21 protein-coding genes are annotated in these 20,847 nt (G+C 43.0%); 9 read left to right on the top strand and 12 right to left on the bottom strand.

The features are described from left to right. The first annotated feature begins 112 nt into the window (after positions 1-112). Complete coding sequence (locus HY035_06345; protein MBI3378000.1) at positions 113-2,452, top strand: tetratricopeptide repeat protein; 2,340 nt, start codon at positions 113-115, stop codon at positions 2,450-2,452. A gap of 3 nt (positions 2,453-2,455) precedes the next feature. Next, positions 2,456-3,274, top strand: coding sequence for an AAA family ATPase (locus HY035_06350; GenBank protein ID MBI3378001.1), 819 nt, complete (start codon positions 2,456-2,458; stop codon positions 3,272-3,274). Here HY035_06350 and HY035_06355 read toward each other — a convergent pair. The 8 genes from HY035_06355 to xerC all read right to left on the bottom strand — a co-directional run bounded on the left by HY035_06355 (position 3,246) and on the right by xerC (position 10,526). After that, the gene (locus HY035_06355) at positions 3,246-4,013 is read right to left on the bottom strand and encodes a hypothetical protein (GenBank protein ID MBI3378002.1); all 768 of its coding nucleotides are present in this window, start codon (positions 4,011-4,013) and stop codon (positions 3,246-3,248) included. The genes HY035_06350 and HY035_06355 overlap by 29 nt on opposite strands. Then, the gene (gene radA, locus HY035_06360; GenBank protein MBI3378003.1) at positions 3,976-5,331 is read right to left on the bottom strand and encodes a DNA repair protein RadA; all 1,356 of its coding nucleotides are present in this window, start codon (positions 5,329-5,331) and stop codon (positions 3,976-3,978) included. The genes HY035_06355 and radA overlap by 38 nt, the downstream gene beginning before the upstream one ends. A gap of 2 nt (positions 5,332-5,333) precedes the next feature. Beyond that, on the bottom strand, positions 5,334-6,215 hold the full coding sequence (argB, locus tag HY035_06365; GenBank protein MBI3378004.1) for an acetylglutamate kinase: 882 nt from the start codon (positions 6,213-6,215) through the stop codon (positions 5,334-5,336). A 42-nt stretch (positions 6,216-6,257) separates the two neighbouring features. Then, positions 6,258-6,836: a TraR/DksA C4-type zinc finger protein gene (locus tag HY035_06370; GenBank protein ID MBI3378005.1), complete on the bottom strand. Its 579-nt coding sequence runs from the start codon at positions 6,834-6,836 to the stop codon at positions 6,258-6,260. Between the two features lie 8 nt (positions 6,837-6,844). Beyond that, positions 6,845-7,591, bottom strand: a complete 747-nt coding sequence (locus HY035_06375) for a septal ring lytic transglycosylase RlpA family protein (protein ID MBI3378006.1) — start codon at positions 7,589-7,591, stop codon at positions 6,845-6,847. A gap of 12 nt (positions 7,592-7,603) precedes the next feature. Then, positions 7,604-8,980: an ATP-dependent protease ATPase subunit HslU gene (hslU, locus tag HY035_06380; GenBank protein ID MBI3378007.1), complete on the bottom strand. Its 1,377-nt coding sequence runs from the start codon at positions 8,978-8,980 to the stop codon at positions 7,604-7,606. A gap of 98 nt (positions 8,981-9,078) precedes the next feature. Beyond that, a complete protein-coding gene (gene hslV, locus HY035_06385) occupies positions 9,079-9,609 on the bottom strand; it encodes an ATP-dependent protease subunit HslV (protein ID MBI3378008.1) in 531 nt (176 codons plus the stop codon). 38 nt (positions 9,610-9,647) lie between these two features. Next, positions 9,648-10,526: a tyrosine recombinase XerC gene (gene xerC, locus HY035_06390; protein ID MBI3378009.1), complete on the bottom strand. Its 879-nt coding sequence runs from the start codon at positions 10,524-10,526 to the stop codon at positions 9,648-9,650. A gap of 274 nt (positions 10,527-10,800) precedes the next feature. On the opposite strand from xerC, the gene HY035_06395 reads away from it, so the two are divergent. The 6 genes from HY035_06395 to HY035_06420 all read left to right on the top strand — a co-directional run bounded on the left by HY035_06395 (position 10,801) and on the right by HY035_06420 (position 16,365). Beyond that, a complete protein-coding gene (locus tag HY035_06395) occupies positions 10,801-12,426 on the top strand; it encodes a hypothetical protein (protein ID MBI3378010.1) in 1,626 nt (541 codons plus the stop codon). Continuing rightward, positions 12,423-13,622 (top strand): HD domain-containing protein, encoded by a 1,200-nt coding sequence (locus HY035_06400; protein MBI3378011.1) that lies wholly within the window; start codon positions 12,423-12,425, stop codon positions 13,620-13,622. Before HY035_06395 ends, HY035_06400 begins: the two co-directional genes overlap by 4 nt. 63 nt (positions 13,623-13,685) lie before the next feature. Further along, entirely contained in the window at positions 13,686-14,615 is a 930-nt protein-coding gene (locus tag HY035_06405) for a hypothetical protein (protein MBI3378012.1), read from the top strand. A 10-nt stretch (positions 14,616-14,625) separates the two neighbouring features. Continuing rightward, positions 14,626-15,372 carry a 2-oxoglutarate oxidoreductase gene (locus HY035_06410; GenBank protein MBI3378013.1) on the top strand — a complete coding sequence of 249 codons (747 nt, stop codon included), beginning with the start codon at positions 14,626-14,628 and terminating at the stop codon, positions 15,370-15,372. A gap of 11 nt (positions 15,373-15,383) precedes the next feature. Further along, positions 15,384-15,941, top strand: coding sequence for a 2-oxoacid:acceptor oxidoreductase family protein (locus tag HY035_06415; protein ID MBI3378014.1), 558 nt, complete (start codon positions 15,384-15,386; stop codon positions 15,939-15,941). After that, positions 15,913-16,365 (top strand): N-acetyltransferase, encoded by a 453-nt coding sequence (locus HY035_06420; GenBank protein MBI3378015.1) that lies wholly within the window; start codon positions 15,913-15,915, stop codon positions 16,363-16,365. The genes HY035_06415 and HY035_06420 overlap by 29 nt, the downstream gene beginning before the upstream one ends. Before the next feature lie 57 nt (positions 16,366-16,422). Here HY035_06420 and HY035_06425 read toward each other — a convergent pair whose 3' ends face one another. The 4 genes from HY035_06425 to greA all read right to left on the bottom strand — a co-directional run bounded on the left by HY035_06425 (position 16,423) and on the right by greA (position 19,542). Then, positions 16,423-17,238, bottom strand: a complete 816-nt coding sequence (locus HY035_06425; protein ID MBI3378016.1) for an SAM-dependent chlorinase/fluorinase — start codon at positions 17,236-17,238, stop codon at positions 16,423-16,425. Beyond that, on the bottom strand, positions 17,228-18,169 hold the full coding sequence (locus HY035_06430; protein MBI3378017.1) for a dihydroorotate dehydrogenase: 942 nt from the start codon (positions 18,167-18,169) through the stop codon (positions 17,228-17,230). The genes HY035_06425 and HY035_06430 overlap by 11 nt, the downstream gene beginning before the upstream one ends. Positions 18,170-18,284: 115 nt before the next feature. After that, positions 18,285-19,073: a dihydroorotate dehydrogenase electron transfer subunit gene (locus HY035_06435; GenBank protein MBI3378018.1), complete on the bottom strand. Its 789-nt coding sequence runs from the start codon at positions 19,071-19,073 to the stop codon at positions 18,285-18,287. Continuing rightward, positions 19,066-19,542 (bottom strand): transcription elongation factor GreA, encoded by a 477-nt coding sequence (greA, locus tag HY035_06440; protein MBI3378019.1) that lies wholly within the window; start codon positions 19,540-19,542, stop codon positions 19,066-19,068. Before greA ends, HY035_06435 begins: the two co-directional genes overlap by 8 nt. A 112-nt stretch (positions 19,543-19,654) precedes the next feature. On the opposite strand from greA, the gene mqnB reads away from it, so the two are divergent. Continuing rightward, positions 19,655-20,398 (top strand): futalosine hydrolase, encoded by a 744-nt coding sequence (gene mqnB / locus HY035_06445; protein ID MBI3378020.1) that lies wholly within the window; start codon positions 19,655-19,657, stop codon positions 20,396-20,398. Positions 20,399-20,847: the final 449 nt, after the last annotated feature.

Below are 20,847 nucleotides of genomic sequence, written 5' to 3' on the forward strand. Positions count from 1 at the left end.
TGCTATGGGAATTTGATTTTTGAATTAAGGTTTAAGCGGTTAAGCAAGGCAGCATTATAATGACCGCTAATTGACACTCTTTGTCAATATATGATATTTTTAAGGCAGGGAAATGTCTGATAAAGCAGCGATAATAAAAGAAGCCCAGAAGTTTCTTGCAAGGGGACAGATAGATAAGGCAATTGCTGAATGGGAAAAACTTATAAAGGAATCCCCTGATGCAAATACTTATAATACTATCGGAGACCTCTACCTTAAAAAAGGCGACAAGACTCCTGCTGTAGATTCCTTTCATAAAGCGGCGCGTTTTTTCAGGGACGAAGGTTTTTCTCTGAAGGCGCTGGCTCTTTACAAGAAGATATTGAATATTAACACTTCAAACATGTCTGCCTTATATGCTCTTGGAGAGTTAAGCGAGGAAAAAGGGCTGACAACCGATGCCACAAAGTATTATCTTGCCAGCGCGGATATCCTTTCCAAAGAAGGAAAAAAAGATGAATTATTAAAGGCGTATGACAAGATACTGAGCCTCTCGCCGTCTAACATCTCTTTGAGAAATAAGGTGGCGGAGATTTTCAAAAAGGAAGGGCTCCAGATTGAGGCTGCAAAAGAGTACCTGCATATAGCGAGGTTATATAATGAGAAAGATGATGTCAACAATGCAGGCATGTATTATAAAAAATCCCTCGACCTCCAGCCCGACAATAATGAGGCTTTGCTTGGGCTGAGTTCAATATACAAGAAAACAGGCAATCCATGGCAGGCTCAGGAATATCTGAAGAAGGCGGTTGAACTTGCTCCGTCAAATACCGGATTAATCTTGGAATACGCAGAGTTTTTGGTTAAGGCAAAGTCTTTTTCAGAGGCAATGCAATACATATCAAAGGTTACCGAAATAGAACCTTCAAATACCGCAGCAAGGAAACTTCTCGGTGAGATGTATGCGGAAAGCGGGGATAAGCAAAAGGCATGGGAAGAATACAAGGTGATTATAGACGAGATAATATTTGAGGGAAAACTTGACGAGGCTATGAATATCCTTAGGATGTTCATAGATACAGAACCTGTAGAGACAAGAAAAAAGCTTGTGGCGCTGTATAAACAGAAGAACGATTATGAAGCAGCTTTTGTGGAATTGGTTTCTTTAGGCGATGCTTTTATTTTTTCAGAGGGAAGAATGCTGAAGGAAGCTTTGGAGTGTTATAAGGAAGCATCGGAGATTCATCCTGATGATAATGAGTTAAAAGAGAAAATAACCGATATCAAAAGGGAATTTGGCGAGGAATACGCAGAACCTAAGAAATCAGTTGAGGAGTCCCTTGCAGAGGCAGATATATTTTTAAGATACGGACTGTATGATGAAGCAAGGACAATGCTCGAGCCCCTTAAAATACAGGAACCTGAAAATGCTGAGGTCCATGCAAAACTTAAATCTTTATATTCAGAGACAGGCGACAAAGAACAGGCTGTGAACGAGTGCCTTATTCTCGCAGAACTTTATAATAAAAGCGGGAACATTGAGTTGAGGGAAGGGATTCTTAAAGAGGCAGATGAAATAAATCCCGAGGATCCAAGATTGCTGGAGAGGGCAGGAATGCAGCCGGCTGAAGAATTCGTTGCCCAGAGAGGCATGTCTGCTCCAGGAATAGAGGATTACAGCGAGGATGCGGCAGAGGCAGAGTTTTATTTAAGGCAGGGGTTGTATGAGGAGGCAAAGGCAGTATATAAGAAACTTCTTGAACTATTTCCGGATAACAATGAGATAAGGGAAAAGCTTTCGCTGGTTGGAGCTAAAGCCAAAGAAGAAGTTAGAGCTGAAGAAAAGCCGTTAAAAGAGGTTGAGAAACCTGCCGGGACAGTTATTGAAAAGCCGGCAGATATTGAAAGTCCGACAGAAGAGTTTGTGATTTCAGATATCCTGGAAGCAGAAACGGCCCCTGAATTTAATCTTGAAAGCGATGTCCTCGGCATATTTGAAGAGTTCAAGAAAGGGCTTGAAAAAGAAATAGGGACAGAGGATTTGGAGACGCATTATAATCTCGGGATTGCATATAAAGAAATGGGCTTGATAGACGATGCCATAAAGGAATTCCAGACATCAAAGAACGACCCTGAAAGATTAATCCCGTCGGTAAGTATGCTGGGGGTGTGTTATATGGCAAAAGGACTATATCCTCTCGCCATTGATTCTTTTAATAGCGTGATGGAAAAGATAGTGACAAAGGACGAATCATACTGGGGCGTGAAATACGAACTTGCAGAGGCGTATGAGAAAAATGAAAATCTTAAAGAAGCGCTTAGGCACTATACGGAAGTATACGGGTGGAATTCAAAATTCAGAAATGTTGCAGAAAAGATTAACCTGCTGAAGGTGCATGCGTCAAAACCTGCAGAAAAACCGGTGCTAACCGAGTTTCAGAAGATAAAGAAGGAGAGAGTTTCTTATTTGTAAGCTATGGATTATCTTGAGTTTTATAAGCTGAAAGAACATCCGTTTTCAAATGTTGTTGACAACAGGTTTTACTATAAGGGCACACAGCATTCAGAGGCGCTTGTAAGGCTGAAATATGCCATAGATACAAAGAAAGGGCTGGCTGTTGTCATAGGAGACATAGGCGCCGGCAAGACTACGCTTGCGCGCAGGCTCCTTGAAGAGCTTGACGAGAATATTTATGAGGCGGTTCTCCTCGTTGTGATTCATTCAGCGGTAAGCTCTGACTGGCTTCTGAAAAAACTTGCCATACAGATCGGCGTTACGGATCTAAAGGAAGAGAAGGTAGAACTTCTCAGCCAGATATACAAGAGGCTTTTTGAACTGGGCGAACAGGGCAAGGTAGCGGTTGTTATCATCGACGAGATGCAGATGCTGAAATCAAAGGAGATAATGGAGGAGTTCAGGGGGCTGCTGAATATGGAGATGCCTGAAGGAAAGATGGTGAATTTCATATTTGTCGGTTTGCCGGAACTTGACAGCGTGCTGGCCCTTGACGAGCCGTTAAAACAAAGGGTTGCAATAAAGGTGAGATTGAAATCGTTTTCTGAAGAGAACACAAAGGAATATATAGTTCACAGGATGCATATTGCCGGTTCTGCGAAAAATCCATTCACAGAAGACGCAATGCGGGCTATATACCGTTATTCAAACGGCGTGCCGCGTTTGATAAATACCATCTGCGACAATGCCCTTCTTAACGGATTCCTCTTTAAGACGAATACCATAGATGAGGCGATTATCAGGACTGTTACTATTGACCTTGGGCTGAGTGAGGAATAAAGGAGATACTCTTAATCTGCAGTTTTACAACATACTTTGATAATTCTATTTTCATTTTTGAAGGATACCAGAATCCATTGCTGTTTGCAGGTTCATCATAAGAAATGCGGAGTTCTTTACCATTGTCCAGTTCTATTGTCTGGGATACAGGGAGCATGCTTTTTTTATCAATGACAATCCTCCGGCTTGAATTTCTGATATGATAATTACTGTTTTGCTCTTCAATCTCGTAATCTTTTATCAGCCACCACAATATGCTGCTTCTTAACCCTTCTACCAGTATTATATTTTTGTTCCTGTCAGAGGGAGGGGTGCTTTTTATTATCCCGTCTGTCTCTTTTATCTCTGCCATGAGAAATCCCATAGAGTATATCCTCAGATCGAGGGTTCTCTCTGTAAGTGTGAGTGCGGCATCTCCTGCAATTGTGCTGTCGTTCTTTTCAAACTCAATATGAAATGTTGCGTTAACGCCTTTTACGCTGCTACGCTCGGTGATAATCTTTTTAATGTCAGCGCCTTCGTAATCAGGCAGTTCAACTCTCTTTGCAGTACAGGAGGTTAAGAGCAGAAGCGCAATAGAGCAGAAGCACAGTAGCGCAGTAGCGCAGTAATAACAGGTGATTTGTTTGCCTGCTGCTCTGCTGCTCTGCTGCTCTGCTGCTCTTCCTATGGCTGATAGCTGATAGCTGATAGCCGACCTGCTATCGTATCCCGATGCTTTCAAGCGCCTCTTCAACATTTCCTGCTCCCATTATCTCAAGCCCGAAAGATTCCTTCAGCCTCTCGCTGTTTGTTCCGGACATGAGCGCTTTTTTGAATCCTATCTTTGCGGCTTCCTTAATCCTCTGCTCTGCATAAGCAACTGCGCGTATTTCGCCTGAAAGGCCCACCTCGCCGAACATAAATATCTTAGGATCAATGGGGATGTCCTTTAATGATGAAGCTATTGTTGTTATAATTCCAAGGTCAATCGCAGGTTCAATTATTTTGAGCCCGCCGACTACGTTTATAAATATATCCATTCCGCCGAGCTGAAGTCCTGCCTTTTTCTCAAGCACTGCAGTCAGAAGATTAACCCTGTTGAAATCAACTCCAATGCTTGTCCTTCTCGGCATTCCGAATGTTGTCGGCGAGGCCAGAGCCTGAATCTCTACCATCAGCGGCCTTGTCCCTTCCATGCTTGCAACAACTGTGGAGCCTGAGACATTAAGCGGTCTTTCCGAGAGGAATAATTCAGAGGGATTTTCAATCTCTGAAAGCCCTGAATCTGTCATCTCAAACACGCCTATCTCATTTGTTGAACCGAAGCGGTTTTTAACAGTCCTTAAAATCCTGTAAGAATGTCCTCTGTCTCCTTCAAAATAAAGCACAGTGTCAACTATATGTTCAAGAACTCTCGGGCCAGCAATTGCGCCTTCTTTAGTCACATGCCCGACAAGAAAGGCGGGGATTGCTGATTTCTTTGCAAAGAACATCAGCCTTGCCGCGCATTCCCTCACCTGACTTACAGACCCCGGGGCTGACAATATCTCCTCTGTGTACATTGTCTGGATGGAATCAATTACTATTGCGCCGGGTTTTAGTTTTGAGGCTGTGTCAATTATATTCTCAAGCGATGTCTCTGCAAGAAGCAGTATCTTGCCGGAATCCACGGAAAGCCTTTCCGCTCTCAGTTTTATCTGTTCAGGAGATTCCTCGCCGGATACATAAAGCACGCTTTCATATTTTTTTGAGAGGCCGGAGAGCGTCTGAATAAGGACAGTTGATTTTCCGATTCCGGGGTCTCCGCCGACAAGGATTACAGAGCCTGCAACAACCCCGCCTCCCAAAACCCTGTCAAATTCCTTAATCCCTGTTGTTGTGCGTTTTTCTTTTCCGCTGACGATTGTATTCAGGGGCTGGGGTTCGGACCTTCCCGATGATTTTCTTCCCTGCCTGGTCTCTTTTTTCTCTTCAACAAGAGTATTCCATTCCCCGCAGTCAGGGCATTTCCCGAGCCACTTTGCGCTCACATATCCGCACGCCTGGCACTGATAAAATGTTTTTGCTTTAGCCATGATTACTTTACAATCTCTGTTCCGATTCCTTCTTTTGTGAATATCTCAAGCAAGAGGCAGTGCGAGATGCGTCCGTCAATGATATGAGTTTTGGCAACCCCGTCCTCAAGCGCTTTCATGCACGCCTGAGTCTTCGGCAGCATGCCTCCTGATATTGTGCTTTCAGAGACAAGTTTCTTTATCTGTTTTTGAGAAAGAGTTGAGATTATATTTCCTTTTTTATCCTTAATGCCCGGCACGTCTGTGAGGAGTATGAGTTTCTCTGCCTTGAGTTTTGCCGCTATTGAAAATGCAACATAGTCCGCATTAATATTAAGTGTCTCGCCGTGTTCTCCAATGCCTATCGGAGAGATGACAGGGATGAAACCTTCTTTTTCAAGGCTTTTAAGCGCCTGTGAGTTTATGTCTGTTACCTCGCCTACAAGCCCGAGGTCAATCAGCTCTTCAACCCCTGTTTTTTGCGAGGTCTTTTTCATGAGTTTTTTCTTTGCCTTTATAAGGTCTCCGTCTTTTCCGCTCAGGCCTATGGCTTTGCCTCCGTGCTTGTTTACCATAGAGACTATCTCTTTATTGACAAGCCCGCCGAGAACCATCTCAACTATGTCCATTGTCTCTTCGTCTGTAACGCGCTGGCCCTGGATAAATTTCGGTTTCTTGCCCATCTTCTCCATCGTGGAGCTTATCTTTGGCCCCCCGCCGTGCACAATCACAGGATGGATCCCGATGAAACTTAAGAGCGCTATGTCCTGAGCGAATGAATCTTTTAGATGCTCTTCTGTCTGTGCGGCTCCGCCGTATTTGATTACAAACGTTTTCCCTGAAAAATTCCTGATATACGGCAAAGCCTCAATGAGTATGTTTGCTTTTTCAATAAGTTTTTTCATGATTGCTCCTCATAATCACCTACGGAAAATATTAAACCAGTTCTACCTTTCAAAGCAAGGAATGCAGATCGTCTTCCCGTTTTTTACCCTCAGCCTCGGCTCCATTGTCTTCTCTTTGCATATCTCACATCTGACGCTCGGATATATCTTTGCCTCATCAGGCAGCGGCATCTTCAGGTGTTTTATTTTAAACAAATCCCTATCAGCCGTCTTTAAGATGGATTCTATTTTCTTTGATTTTCTCAGGTGGACTGCTTTTAGAACTTCTTTTGAACGGACGCCTTTCATGTATTTTTGCCACATCTCTTTTTGTTTTTCTGTTTCAGGCGGAGGCGTCCAGTCAATTGATATTCTAACTGCCTTTCCTGAAGGCCTTTTTATAAATGTATAAACCTGTTTGCCGTAATCTTTGAAAATGAGATTGCCTTTTCCGAATGTGCAGCCCGTCATAGCCTGAACAGCATCAACAGCGCATGAGTTGTTCTCAACTATTGCAACTATCTCCTCGTCTATTGATTTTCTGCCGAGTTCTTTCAGTGCAAACGCAGATGCCCTGTATCCGAGAACAAGTCCGGGGCAGATGTGGCCGTGAAATTTAATAACCTCATCAAGTTTTTTCATGCCGGATTTTATATCCTCTCCTCATAAGGCGCAATCAGCGTGTTATATCCCTCATCTGCAAGGGCCTTTGCGAGGGTGTATGCATCGTCTTTTGAATTGAACTTGCCGACCCTGACCCTGTAGTATTTACTCCCGCTGATTTCCGCCTCTGTTATATAGACCTTGCTGTATTTAAATTCCAGAGATGCCTTCATGCGTGTAGCATTTGACAGGTCTTTGTAGGAGCCTATCTGTATTGTAAAGGGCCCGTTGCCGCCAGTTGGCGAGTACTTTATATATTTTATATACCGCATGTCCCTTCCGAGGGGTTCAATTCTTACTTTTCCGGTTCCCGTTCCTATTAATTCAAGCTCCTTTGCACAGGAGTAGGAGAGGTCCAAGTCCCTTCCAGGAATAAACGGCCCTCTGTCATTCACAGTGCACTCCACGTTCTTGTTATTTGCGATGTTTGTCACCTTCAACTTTGTACCGAAAGGATATTCCTTATGCGCGCATGTATTTGCATACATATTGTAAGGCTCACCTGATGATGTCAGCTTTCCATGGAAATCAGGCCCATACCATGAGGCAACCATATATTTTGCCTCTAAAGTCGCCTGCGTCTCTTTAGGGCTTTCTTTTGGCTGGGTTTCGTATTTGGAATCTTCGTAGTATCCGTATCTCGGCGCACCGCATGAAACCAAGAAAAATGTAAAATTTAAAAATAAAAATGCAAAGTAAAGGAACTTCTTAATTTTTAATTTTTCACTTTTCATTTTAAATTTGCATTACAGTATATACCTGCTCAGGTCTTCATCCTTCACAATATCAGCGAGTTTGGCTCTCACATATTCCCTGTCTATCGGAAGTTTGCCGTTCTTTTTTTCAGGCGCCTCAAAGGATATATCCTCAAGGAGTTTTTCAAGCACTGTATGAAGCCTTCTTGCGCCTATGTTTTCTGTCCTCTCATTGACAGTTGCCGCAATGTCTGCTATCTCCTCCACAGCATCTTTCCTGAAATTTATCTCTACATTTTCTGTTGCAAGTAGCGCTGTGTACTGCTTTGTGAGAGCATTATGGGGTTCTGTAAGAATCCTCACAAATTCGTCTTTTCCAAGAGGGTCAAGCTCAACCCTGATAGGAAATCTTCCCTGAAGTTCGGGGATGAGGTCTGAGGGTTTTGACATATGGAAGGCTCCGGCCGCTATGAAGAGTATATGCTCTGTTTTCACCGGGCCGTGCTTTGTTGTTAGTGTTGTGCCTTCAACAACAGGGAGCAGGTCTCTCTGGACGCCTTCCCTTGACACGTCCGGGCCGTGAGCATGTCCCCTGCTCGCAACCTTATCAATCTCGTCTATAAAAATAATCCCTGTTTGCTGGACCCTCTCAATAGCCTCTTTTGTTACCGTGTCCATATCAATTAGTTTGTTTGCCTCTTCCTGCACGAGCATTCTTAATGCCTCCGGCACCTTGGCTTTTTTTTTCTTTGCCTTGTCAGGGATTAACCCTCCGAGCATCTCTTTCAGGTTTATCTCAAGCTCTTCAAGCCCTACGTTTGAGATTACGCCGAAAGGCATTACCTTTTCTCTTACCTCTACATCCACATATCTGTTGTCGAGCTTGCCTTCTTTAAGCTGCTGCCTGAGCCGCTCTCTCGTCTCTTTATACTTTTCTTTCTCCTCATCGTCAATGCTTATGCCCCGTCCGCTCTCCTCGGCGAGTCGCCCGGGGCGGCCTGAGGCAGACCTTGGGGAAGGAAGCAGAACGTCAAGGAGCCTTTCTTCCGCAAGAGATTCAGCCTTTTCCTTGATCTTCTCTATATGTTCTGACTTAACCATGTTAAGCGAGATTTCTGTAAGGTCCCTGATCATTGATTCAACGTCCCTGCCTACATAGCCTACCTCTGTAAACTTCGAGGCTTCAATCTTTAGGAACGGCGCATGTGCAAGCCTTGCGAGGCGTCTTGCAATCTCTGTTTTTCCGACGCCTGTCGGCCCGATCATAATTATATTTTTGGGAAGCACCTCGTCTTTCAGTTCAGGGGAAAGCTGCAGCCTCCGCCACCTATTTCTTAAAGCGATTGCAACTGCCTTTTTTGCCCTGTGCTGGCCTATGATATACTTATCAAGCTCTTCTACTATTTTTCTTGGCGTGAGATTTTCCATTCTAACTCCCATATGTTGTCATTGCGAGGGACATATGTCCCGAAGCAATCTTACGACGAGATTCCGTTGCTTTGCTCGGAATGACAAATAGTAAAATACTATTGTAATTCCTCTATTGTCAGATTATCATTTGTGTATATGCATATATTAGATGCAATCTTCATTGATTTTTCAACTATCTCTCTTGCGGAGAGATTTGTATTTTCAAAAAGCCCCTTTGCTGCTGCCTGTGCGTAGGGTCCTCCTGAACCGATTGCAGCAACCCCGTCCTCAGGCTCAATAACATCGCCTGTGCCTGAGATTATAAATGTATGTTCCTTATCGGCAATGATCAAAAGCGCCTCAAGTCTCCGTAAAATCTTATCCGTTCTCCAGTCTTTTGCAAGCTCTACAGCAGCCCTTTTGATATTGCCCCGGTATGATTCAATCTTTGCCTCAAATCTTTCAAACAAAGTGAATGCATCTGCTGTTGCGCCTGAAAAACCTGCAATGATTTTATTGTCGTACATTGTCTTTACCTTTTTTGCATTGTGTTTCAAGACAGTATTGCCCATTGTCACCTGGCCGTCTCCGGCAATGGCAACTTTTCCGTCACGCCTCACGCATAATATCGTTGTTCCCTTAAACATAGTTACTCCTTAGCTTTCAACTTTCAACTTTTAACTTCTCACTTTTTATCTTTTGCAAGCGGATGCGCCTTGTCATAAGTATCCATCAGATGCGTTATGTCCAGATGCGTATATTTCTGTGTTGTTGACAAAGATGAATGTCCTAAAAGCTCCTGAATCACTCTCAGGTCTGCGCCGCCCTGAAGAAGATGGCTTGCAAAGGTATGCCTGAGAGTATGCGGCCCTATGCGGCTGTTAACACCGATTGCCTTTGCATACTTAATTACTATACGTCTTACACTCCTGTCTGTCAATCTTGCGCCGTTTCTGTTAAGGAAAAAAGCTCCGTCTTTCTTTTTAAGCAAAACTCTTTCAATGAAATATGTCTTCATTGCCTCTAATGCCTTTCTGCCTACGGGAACTATCCGCTCTTTTTTCCCCTTGCCTTTAACCTTAACGAGTCCCTCTCTTGTATTTATGTCATCAGCATTCAGCCCTGAGAGCTCGCTTACGCGAAGGCCGCTTGAATACAGGAGTTCAAGGATGGCCCTGTCCCTTGCGGGCAGGAAACCTATTCCTTCCGGTTTTTCCACGAGAGAGAATACATCATCTACAGAGAGAAATTTCGGCAGCATTTTCGGCAGTTTTGGCGTAGGGACGAGTTTTGCGGGATTTGCTTTTATATATCCTTCACGGTAAAGAAATTTCAGAAATGACCTTACTGCCGCGAGCCTTCTGCCTGCGGTGGTCTTTTTGTGCCCTGAATTTATCTCTTCGGCAACAAACCCTCTGATGTCATTCAGCTCTATGTCCTTTGCCCTTGACTTGACGTGATTGGAGAAGGCCCCAAGGTCTTTCCTGTAGGCCCTGAGTGTGTGAAGGGACACGCCCTTTTCTATTTCAAGATAGCGCAGGAATTGCTGGATATGGGAGTTCATAGGGTATTTTAAGTTTCATCGCGCCATTAATGCAATACTTATGAATTACCGAGGCAACTCGTTTTAATAGAATAAATAATGATACATACATTAATAATGTCCTATTTGTCCTTGTCATTCCGGCTTGTCCGGAATCTTTCTTACGGATGGACTCCCGACAAGCGGGAGTGACAGCTTCGGAAGACATTTGTTATGCAGGTGTCAATAGTTGAAATTAATATGTGTTTCATGCTTATATAAAAACAGGGTTTGTCAGCACCGGGGGACGAGAGACATGGATGATATGGAAGAAAAAGATTTAATCCTTGCAGGCGAGATCTTCAAGTCCATGACAAAAACCTTCAAGACCTTTAAGGCTTACCTGCCTAACAATCCCATATATCAAAAGTTTGCCGCAGAACTCCTTGAGAAATTTAATTCCTTTTTTGAGATACACGATTCGCTTCCCCTTACAGTAGAGCAGTTTTCACTGTTGTTAAACGGAAAAGAGGTTTTCCACAATGAAGACAGAACTGATAACATTGCACTCATGTTATTTGTGGATGGTATAAGAGAGATATGCTTTTACAGGGGAATAACCTTAAAAGAACTGATAAGTTTTGTAGATATTTTTAAAGCGGTATCAGAAGGTCATAATCTTGAGGATGACGTTGTAACACTTCTGTGGGAAAAGAATATTGAACATATCAGCTATTCTGTTTCAGAAGGATTTATTGAAGAGGAATTGCCTGTTGACAGCGAACTGCTCATGGAGGAAGCAGGAGATGAATTAGCTCCAATGGGCGCTGTGTATATGGATGCTGTTCTGGCTCCTTCTGTGATTGACTTTGAGGCAGCGCCTCTAAATGCTGACGAGCTGAATACTTTACAGCACGAGATACAGAGATTTGAGGGTGACGTCTTGCTCTCTGAGGCAACAGAATTATTTTTAGAACTTATGACAACAGAAAGCGATATAGAAGGCTTTAAAGAGTTTACGAGGAACATTGGGAAAATGATAGATGTTCTGCTTGAAAAAGACTCAATAGAGAAAGTTACAGAGATCCTCAGCAGATTAATAGATATACGCGGATCTGAAATTTCATCCGAACATAAAAAAATAATTGATGATGTCATTGACAGGGCAGGCAGCGAAGATAAGCTCAGAAAACTCTTTACCGGGGATAAGAATCTTGATAGTGTTCAGGCATATATGCTTCTTCTTAATAAAAATGCAATCCGGTCTCTCCTGAACATTCTTGGAGAACTTGAGGACAGAAAGACGAGAAGATACCTCTGCAATATCCTGTCTGTCATAGGTAAACAGGCTGTAGAGCTATTTGCCGGCGGCATTCATGATAAGAGATGGTATCTTGTCAGAAATATCTTAATGATACTCGGCATTATAAAGAACCCTGCAGCGATAAAATACATAGAAGGCACACTGACCCATCCTGAACTCAGGGTAAGAAAAGAGGCTGTAAAGGCGCTGGATTCCATAGGCACAGAAGAGATAAAGGGCCCGTTTATGATTGCCCTGAGAGATAGTGATGCAGGCATAAGAACCAGCGCTTTAAAGATATTAAGAAGATTTGGTGATAAGAAGTTGTTTGATATTGTAAAAGAGAGGATATTAGCAGGTGATTTAAAAGAAAGGCCTTTCACTGAAAAGAGAGAGTTGTTTGAGGCCTTAGCAGAGACAGGCAGGGATATGGCATTCCCGATACTCTCTGAGTTTTTTAAAAAAAAGGGATTGTTCAGAAAGACAGAAACAGAAGAGCTGAGGGCGTGCGCTGCGTATGGTCTTGGAATCCTCGGCACCAGAGAGTCTATTATGCTTCTTGAAAAAGGGATGCGTGAGAAGGAAGGACTCTTGAGTGAGGCCTGTAAAAAATCGCTTGCAAGGACAGGTGTTAGATGAAAGATAGAAAAAGCGATGATGCATTTAAGGAGAGTGTTGCAAGATACGGGAGGTTGATAGTAAACCACCTCTCAATCCTTGTAAAGCTGACAGGTATTCACGGTTCAATAAATGAGGCTATGATTAATGCCGCAGCAAGGCTTCTTTCAGACCTGGAACCATTGCTCGGTGAAGAAGGGACATTGAGTCTTAAGCTGGTCGAAGGGTCATTCTTTATTGAGGATGTAAGGGTAAAGGCATCCTTATCAGATGTTGATAATTTTGAATTCCTTGCGGGAGAGTTTAAAAAAAGGAAGATAGGTGTTCTCGCATTCAAGGCGCCGCTTCAAAGCGATGACCTGATATATCTTGCATATTCTATCAAAGGCGGAGTTGAGGCGTCTGAGATACAGTCATTGCTTGAAAGCAAACTGACAAAAGGCATCTCTATAGGAGGGCCCCTCTTTTTTGAAAAAAAAGACTCTCTGGATATGAGCGATGCCAGAGAAGTTGCGACAAGATTATATACCATAGGACTTTCTGCTGTTAAAGAGCTTGACGGTTCTGCAAGGAGAGGAAAACCGATAAACATAAGAACGGTCAAAAGGGTTATTCATGCAATGGTTGACAATATTCTAAAAGATGAGACCCATCTCCTGGGATTTACGACCCTTAAGAACTTTGAAAATTATTTATACAATCACATGTTGAATACCGCTATATTTTCAATAGCAATTGGCAGGAGAATCAGTCTCCCGAAGAATCAGTTAAGCAGCCTCGGGATAGCTGCAATCTTTCATGATATAGGAAAGGCTGAGATCCCCCGCTCAATTTTAAATAAGCCCTCAGAGCTTAATCCAAAGGAATTGGAGCTTATAATGAGACATCCTGTAGATGGTGTGAGAATACTGATAAGGGCAAAAGACCTCAGTGATATATCAGTCATCGCTATGCTTGTATCTTTAGAACATCATATAAACTATGACGGAACCGGTTATCCTGACCTCACAAAGAAAAGAACACCGAATATCTTTAGCAGGATTATAACTATAGCTGATTACTATGATGCGCTCATCTCTGGAAAGGTATATAAACGGACTGTCTATAGCCCTGAAAATGCCTTAAGGTTTATGCATGATAAAAGCGGTGAATTATTTGACCCTGTTCTTACGAGGGTATTTATAAAGATGTTATCAGGGAACAGTTCCAGTTTATGATTTGCAGAGATTGTTCATTATAAATGTCTCTATTTTCCAAAACACCATACGTTATAATAATCCATGCCTCCCTTGGCCTCCATAGACATCGGTTCTAATACGCTCAGGCTATTAGTCGGTATGATAGAAGGGCAGAAGATTGTGCGTATGAGATGCGAGATGGTAATTACCCGTCTTGCCGCAGGCATTGGCGAGACAGGATTGCTGAATCCTGACAACATGGAAAAATCAGTATCTGTCCTGAAGGTTTTTTCAGATATTATTTCGGCTTACGGTATTTCGCATATAAGAGCCGTCGGCACAAGCGCATTAAGAGAGGCTGGAAATTCAGAAGAATTCATGAGGAGGGTTTTATCGGAAACAGGAATAAATATAGAAGTGATTTCAGGCGAAGAAGAGGCTGAACTTACAGCGCGGGGTGTTATGTTTGACCTGCCGGAGACGGATTCGTCTTTTATTATTGACATCGGCGGCGGAAGCGCTGAATGGATTTTCTGCCGGAATTCATACCCTGCTGAACTGGGGACGATTCCGACAGGCGTTGTAAAACTCTTTGACAAGCACATAAAATCTGACCCTCCATCAAAATCTGATATTGCCTCGCTGAAAAAAGAATTAGATACTGTCTTAAGCGGACTTAAAACTAAGATAGGGCCTCTCATAAGCAACAGGACAGTTTTTATCGGAACAGCAGGAACAATTACAACGACTGCATCTATTGATATTGGGCTTGAGAGTTACGGCCATGAAAAAATCCACAGGCACAATATCTCTTTAGAAAAACTCTATGATATTTCAGGGAGACTTATAAGTATTCCTCTCAGTGAGAGAAAAAAGATGATTGGACTTGAGCCGGAAAGGGCAGACTTGATTATCCCAGGCATACTCTTTACAATTAATATCATGGAATTATTCGGATTTGATAATATTCTTGTGAGTGACAACGGACTGCTTGAGGGTGTACTAATAAAACTTTCTGAAAGGGTCTCATAATTTAAACTTTATGGAACAGGTATTTAAAAGACCGGTAAGCCTTAAATCCGTGCCTTTCAGGTTCTGCCCGGGCTGCGGGCACAGCCTGATACACAGGATTATTGCAGAGTGTATAGACAATCTTAATATCAGGGATAAAGTTGTAGGGATTGCGCCTGTCGGATGCGCTGTTTTTGCTTATGACTATTTCAACTTTGATATTCTTGAGGTGGCGCACGGAAGGCCCCCTGCGGCAGCGACAGGGCTGAAACGGGTTATGCCTGACAAAGTAATATTTTCATATCAGGGTGACGGGGACCTTGCCGCAATCGGCACTGCGGAGATAATCCATGCCGCAAACAGGGGCGAGAACTTAACTGTGTTCTTTGTAAACAATGCCACATACGGTATGACAGGCGGACAGATGGCTCCGACAACGCTTATCTCGCAAAAGACTACCACCACGCCGAGGGGCAGAAATGTTAAGACATCAGGTTATCCTCTGCGTGTTTCTGAAATGCTTGCAACTATTGAGGGCGTTTCGTTTATTGCAAGGACTTCGGTTGACTCTGTAAAAAATCTTATGACGACAAAGAAAGATGTTGAAAAGGCATTCAGGTATCAGATGGAGGGCAAGGGATTCAGTTTTGTGGAAATCCTGTCGCCGTGTCCAATTGACTGGGGAATGTCCGCTGAGGAGTCCATAGACTGGATGCGCTCTGAGATGATGGCTGTTTTCCCTCTTGGTACATTTAAGGATAAATATGGCGAGTCATAGGGGGTATGCTTTTGGAACATAAGATAATGGTAGCAGGATTCGGAGGGCAGGGCATCCTGTTCCTCGGCAAACTGCTTGCGTACAGCGGTATGCTCGAGGGCAGGGAAGTTACATGGTTTCCTTCTTATGGCGCTGAGGTGCGCGGCGGCACTGCAAACTGCACTGTGATTATCTCTGACGAGATGATAGGCTCTCCGGTTGTTAGGAATCCTGAAATCCTTATAGTAATGAACGAGGCATCTCTTGATAAATTTCAGCCGAGGCTGAAGAAGGGCGGAATTTTAATATTTGATTCGTCTCTCATAAAAAAACCTGAACTGCGCTCTGATGTGCGCGTTGTTGACGTCCCTGCAAGTGAAATAGCTGCCTCAATTGGAGGCACGAAATGCGCCAACATGGTAATGCTCAGCGCCTTGCTTGCGCAGACAGGGATAATAAAAGAAGAATCCGCAGTCAATGCGCTTGAAGAGCTTACCCCTCAGAAAAGGAAAAAGGCTCTTGGCGCAAACAAAGAGGCGATAGTAAAGGGCCGGAGATATATTGAAGATAAGAAAAGCAAAAATATCTGACATCAGAGAGGTTCAGCGGCTTATCAATGAATTTGCAAAAAAAGAGGAGATGCTGCCGCGTTCTTTAAATGACCTCTATGAAAGCATCCGCGATCTTTTTGTGTGCGAAGACAGAGGCCGGATAAAAGGAGTATGCGCGCTTCACATATTATGGGATGACCTTGCGGAGATAAGGTCGCTTGCGGTTGCAGAAGGATCAAGGGGCAAGGGGATAGGAAACAGGCTTTTGAAAATATGTCTCAGGGAGGCAAAAGGACTCGGCATAAAAAGGGTGTTTGCTCTCACTTATCAGCCTGCGTTTTTCCTGAAGAACGGCTTTAAGGGTATTGATAAGTCAAAACTCCCGCAGAAGATATGGGGAGACTGCCTCAGATGTCCCCGCTTTCCTGAATGCGACGAAGACGCTGTGATAATTGAGATTTAATCTATACAGACAAATAAGAGAAATATTTCAAATCTTCAAAGTGGAATCTTTAAGGGATTACTTCACGTCAGACAGTATGACTCTTACAACATCCCCTACCTTAATATCAAATACCGAAGAAGCATTGCCCTTGTAAGTGAAGAGTTCAAGATATTCTGTGCTGTTTACCAAGGCATAAAGTCCTTTATCCGGAACTTGTGAATAGTGGCTTCTAAGTTCTGTATGCCTTTCCTTTACAATAATCTTTATTTTCCCCTCGGGATTGATGCCGTAGAGCATGTTCAAATCCAATGCCTTTATATTGGTTATAGCATTGCCAAAACGGTCTATGTATATGACTTCTCCTTCTACAGCCTTTTCTTCAGGCCGTGATGCAGACGGAAAATGCAGGGTTACATAATCGGTAATTGCTTCTCCGAAGTTTACCGACTCTATGCCTTTTGTAAGCCAAGCGGCAGCAGGGGAAAATATATCCCTGCCGTGAAATGTCGGGCCTTTGTCGGGCATAAAATAATGCTCTGATGTAAGATGAATTACCTTAAGAGTTTCATTTTTTGAGTTGTATATCAGAGAGAACACGCCGTTATCAGGGCCTATGAAATAAGCATGGTCTGTTATGACAAGTATCGGCCGCCTGCTTGAACCGACGCCGGGATCAACAACCACGACATGAACTGTTTTAGGCGGGAAGAAACTGTGGCTCATGCCGATTGTAAGCGCAGCCTCTTTTATGTTGTGCGGGCTTATGCCGTGTGTAATATCAATTATCTTTGCCAGAGGGTTGATTGATAATATTACGCCTTTCATCATCCCTACAAACGGGTCTTTATAACCGAAGTCGGATGTAAGGGTTATGATCGGATTATTCTGCACCTGATGCCTCCATCTCTATCTGTGGTGACTTTATTCCGCCTGTAAGTTCGTTTAAATCAGTTATGTTGTTCTCTGCCATAAAGGATTCTATGCCTTTAATTATATCATTGGTTGCGGATGGATTTATAAAATTTGCGGTTCCGACTGCGACTGCTGTTGCGCCTGCAAGCAGGAATTCAATGGCATCAGAGGAGTTCATTATTCCGCCCATGCCGATAACAGGTATTTTAACTGCCCTGAATGTCTCATAGACCATTCTAACGGCAATTGGTTTTATCGCGGGGCCTGACAGCCCGCCTGTTATGTTTCCGAGTCTTGGCCTCTTTGTTTTTATATCAATAGCCATTCCCGTAATGGTGTTTATCAGAGAAACAGCATCAGCCCCTGCATCTTCTGCCACCTTTGCCATAAGTGCGATGTCGGTCACATTAGGTGAGAGCTTTACAATAAGAGTGAGATCTGTCACCTTCCGAACTGCGCTGACAACCTCAAAAGTCCCCTTTGGGTCTGTACCGAAAATACGCCAGTCAGCTTCTTTATTAGGACATGATATATTCATCTCAAGTCCGTGTATTCCATCCACAGCGCTTAATCTCTCTGCTGCTTTTGCATATTCGTCAATGGAATCACCAAAAAAATTAACTATTACAGATGTATCAAATTGTCTTAGAAAAGAAAGTTTTTCTCTTATAAAATTTTCTATGCCTATGTTCTGAAGTCCAATGGCATTGAGCATCCCTGCAGGCGTCTCTACGATACGAGGCGGGGGATTACCTTCTCTGGGTAAAAGGGAAAGTCCTTTTACAACAACTGCTCCGAGCTTGTTGAGGTCAACAAATTCAGAGTATTCCTCACCATAGCCGAAGGTCCCTGATGCGGTCATAACAGGGTTTTTAAGTTTCAGCTTTCCTATGTTTACCGTAAGATTCATAGTGGTTCGTTATTCGTCATTGCGAGGAGCGTAAGCGACGTGGCAATCTTTAATGGCGAGATTGCTTCGCTTTGCTCGCAATGACAAACAAGCAAAGTTGCATAATAATTTTGCGCTACCATACAATTTCACCAATCTCAAAGACAGGCCCTTCTTTGCATACCCTTTTATAGCCTTTTTTTGTTTTTACCGCGCATCCCAGACATGCTCCGACACCGCATGCCATGTTTTCCTCCATAGAGATATAGCCTTTGATTCCTTTTTCTGCGGCAAATTTAGAGACAGCCTCAAGCATTGGTGATGGGCCGCAGGCATATAACAAAAAGTTAGAAGTTAAAAGTTGAGGGTTAGAAGTTAAGAAAACATTTAAAGCATCTACAACCGTTCCTTTCCTGCCTTCGGAGCCGTCATCAGCGCTGATTATCAATTCCTTTTTAACAAGCCCCTTTAATTCGTTAAGCATGAGCAGTTCACCGCTTGTCCTTGCCCCGTAGAAAAAATGGATATTCCCTGAAAGTTTCTCTGCAAGAGGGAATAGCGACGCAATTCCTATACCTCCTGCAATGAGAACGGGAGTAAAGTTTTTGCCCGGCATCGGGTATCCATTACCTAACGGCCCGAACAAGTTTACGGTGTCTCCCTTTTTCATCTCTTTCATTCTTTCAGTACCTTTGCCTTTGATTCTGTAGAGAAACTGCAGTTCTCCGCCTTCGGCGGATGATGTTTCTCTAAAGATGCTGAAGGGACGCTTGAGTAATGGGTCATAGGAAAAATCAGTTCCGATCATATAAAATTGGCCCGGAAGCGGATGCTGCTGAATATTATCAGAACTCAGGACAAGAAGATTGTGGCCTTTGTTTACAGGAGTGTTTTCTGTTATTTTTGCTCTTATGTATTTACTCAAAGGTTATCTCTAATATCTCGTATTCCATTGTTCTTGCAGGCGCCTTAATCATTGCTGTATCGCCCACCTCTTTACCTATCAAGGCCCTGCCTACAGGCGAGCTTATGGATATTTTCCCGCTCTTAACATCTGCCTCGTCAGGGCCTACAAGCATAAAAATATATTCTTCATCTGCTGCTGTGTCCAGCACCTTTACCTTGGCGCCAAAAGCTGCCTTTGATTGATTTATCTTTGAAGGGTCAATTATTTCAGCCAGGGCTAATTTTGCCTTAAGTTCCTGTATCCTCCCTTCCATGAAGGACTGTTTTTCTTTTGCAGCGTGGTATTCTGCGTTTTCCGAAAGATCTCCGTGTGCGCGCGCCTCTGCTATTGCCTGAATATTTTTAGGCCTTTCTACTTTCAGGAGTCTATCAAGTTCTTCCTGAAGTTTCTGATAGCCTTCGCGCGTCATGGGAACTCTCTGCATAATCATCAGTCTCCTTTGTTTCTTTAATTTAACACTTTTTACTTTGTTTTTTCAAAAGCAGTGATGGTAAAATCGGATGACGGATAAAGGTTTAAATCTTGGCAGGAGGTAATCTTTGAATAAACGTATAGGCCTGATATCAGCAACAGAAAAAGAGAGCAGGGCTGTCTTAAAAACTCTCAGAAGGATTAGAGGTAAAAGTTTAGCGCTGCCTGTTTATCAGGGGAAGATCGGAAAGACAAATATCATTCATATCATCTCAGGCATCGGCAAGGCCAATGCCGCGCACGCAGCAACCCTTCTCATCGAAAAATTTTCTCCATCCGCTGTGATAAACTTTGGGATCGGCGGCGCCTATCCTTCGGCGAATCTCAGGACAGGGGATATAGCGATTGCAGACAAGGAGATATACGGTGATGAAGGGCTCTGGCTGAAAGACGGATTTCATAAAGCTGATGCAATTGGGATACCTTTATTAAAGAAAGGCAGGAAAAAATACTTCAATGAATTTCCGCTCCAGAATGGGATTGTAAAAAAAGCTTTTGAATCGGCGAAACTTTTAACTTTCAACTCTCAACTTTCAACTAATATAGAAACCGATGCATTTGTTACCGTATCTACTGTTACCGGCACAGGCAGAAGGGCAAGAGAGATTGAAAAGCGATTCAATGCAATCTGCGAAAATATGGAGGGCGCGGCTGTTGCGCATGTCTGCGCGATGTATGGAATTCCGATGCTTGAAATAAGAGGTATAAGCAATATTGTTGAGGACAGGGACAGGAGTAAATGGGATATCAAAACAGCAGCAGAAAATTGCCAGAAAATAATATTAGCTCTCATTAAAGAAGGCAGAATATAGCATTTTAGCTTTAAAATCTTCTTTGCCATAATTTAAATCAACCCAGAAATTAAAAATATTATCAAGAAAAAAGAAAAGCAAGGAAAAAAGAAAAGGGGACAGATTTATTTATTGACAGAGAAAAGCGATATGAGTAAGATGTCTTATGCCACGGATAGCAAGAGTTGTTTTGACCGAATATCCTCATCATATAATCCAGAGAGGCCACAATAGGCAGGTGGTCTTTGCAGATGACGAAGATTATCTTTATTATCTGGAAAACCTTAAAGAATGGAAGATAACTTTAAAATGTAAAATCTATGCCTATTGTTGTCCTGCTCGACTTTTTCGGAACAACTATTTCGAGTTTAAAGTTAGTCCCACCAGATTTTCAAGTTTATAATAATTAGCCGGGATATCATATCCCAGCGCCTCATGCGGCCTATAGGTATTGTATTTTATCCTGTAGG

Source organism: Nitrospirota bacterium (assembly GCA_016195565.1).
GTDB lineage: Bacteria > Nitrospirota > Thermodesulfovibrionia > Thermodesulfovibrionales > UBA1546 > UBA1546.

Coding starts and splice junctions, on each gene's coding strand:
- HY035_06345 (MBI3378000.1), top strand. CDS start 113: ATGTCTGATAAAGCAGCGATAATAAAAGAAGCCCAGAAGTTTCTTGCA.
- HY035_06350 (MBI3378001.1), top strand. CDS start 2,456: ATGGATTATCTTGAGTTTTATAAGCTGAAAGAACATCCGTTTTCAAAT.
- HY035_06355 (MBI3378002.1), bottom strand. CDS start 4,013: ATGTTGAAGAGGCGCTTGAAAGCATCGGGATACGATAGCAGGTCGGCT.
- radA (MBI3378003.1), bottom strand. CDS start 5,331: ATGGCTAAAGCAAAAACATTTTATCAGTGCCAGGCGTGCGGATATGTG.
- argB (MBI3378004.1), bottom strand. CDS start 6,215: ATGAAAAAACTTATTGAAAAAGCAAACATACTCATTGAGGCTTTGCCG.
- HY035_06370 (MBI3378005.1), bottom strand. CDS start 6,836: ATGAAAAAACTTGATGAGGTTATTAAATTTCACGGCCACATCTGCCCC.
- HY035_06375 (MBI3378006.1), bottom strand. CDS start 7,591: ATGAAAAGTGAAAAATTAAAAATTAAGAAGTTCCTTTACTTTGCATTT.
- hslU (MBI3378007.1), bottom strand. CDS start 8,980: ATGGAAAATCTCACGCCAAGAAAAATAGTAGAAGAGCTTGATAAGTAT.
- hslV (MBI3378008.1), bottom strand. CDS start 9,609: ATGTTTAAGGGAACAACGATATTATGCGTGAGGCGTGACGGAAAAGTT.
- xerC (MBI3378009.1), bottom strand. CDS start 10,526: ATGAACTCCCATATCCAGCAATTCCTGCGCTATCTTGAAATAGAAAAG.
- HY035_06395 (MBI3378010.1), top strand. CDS start 10,801: ATGGATGATATGGAAGAAAAAGATTTAATCCTTGCAGGCGAGATCTTC.
- HY035_06400 (MBI3378011.1), top strand. CDS start 12,423: ATGAAAGATAGAAAAAGCGATGATGCATTTAAGGAGAGTGTTGCAAGA.
- HY035_06405 (MBI3378012.1), top strand. CDS start 13,686: ATGCCTCCCTTGGCCTCCATAGACATCGGTTCTAATACGCTCAGGCTA.
- HY035_06410 (MBI3378013.1), top strand. CDS start 14,626: ATGGAACAGGTATTTAAAAGACCGGTAAGCCTTAAATCCGTGCCTTTC.
- HY035_06430 (MBI3378017.1), bottom strand. CDS start 18,169: ATGAATCTTACGGTAAACATAGGAAAGCTGAAACTTAAAAACCCTGTT.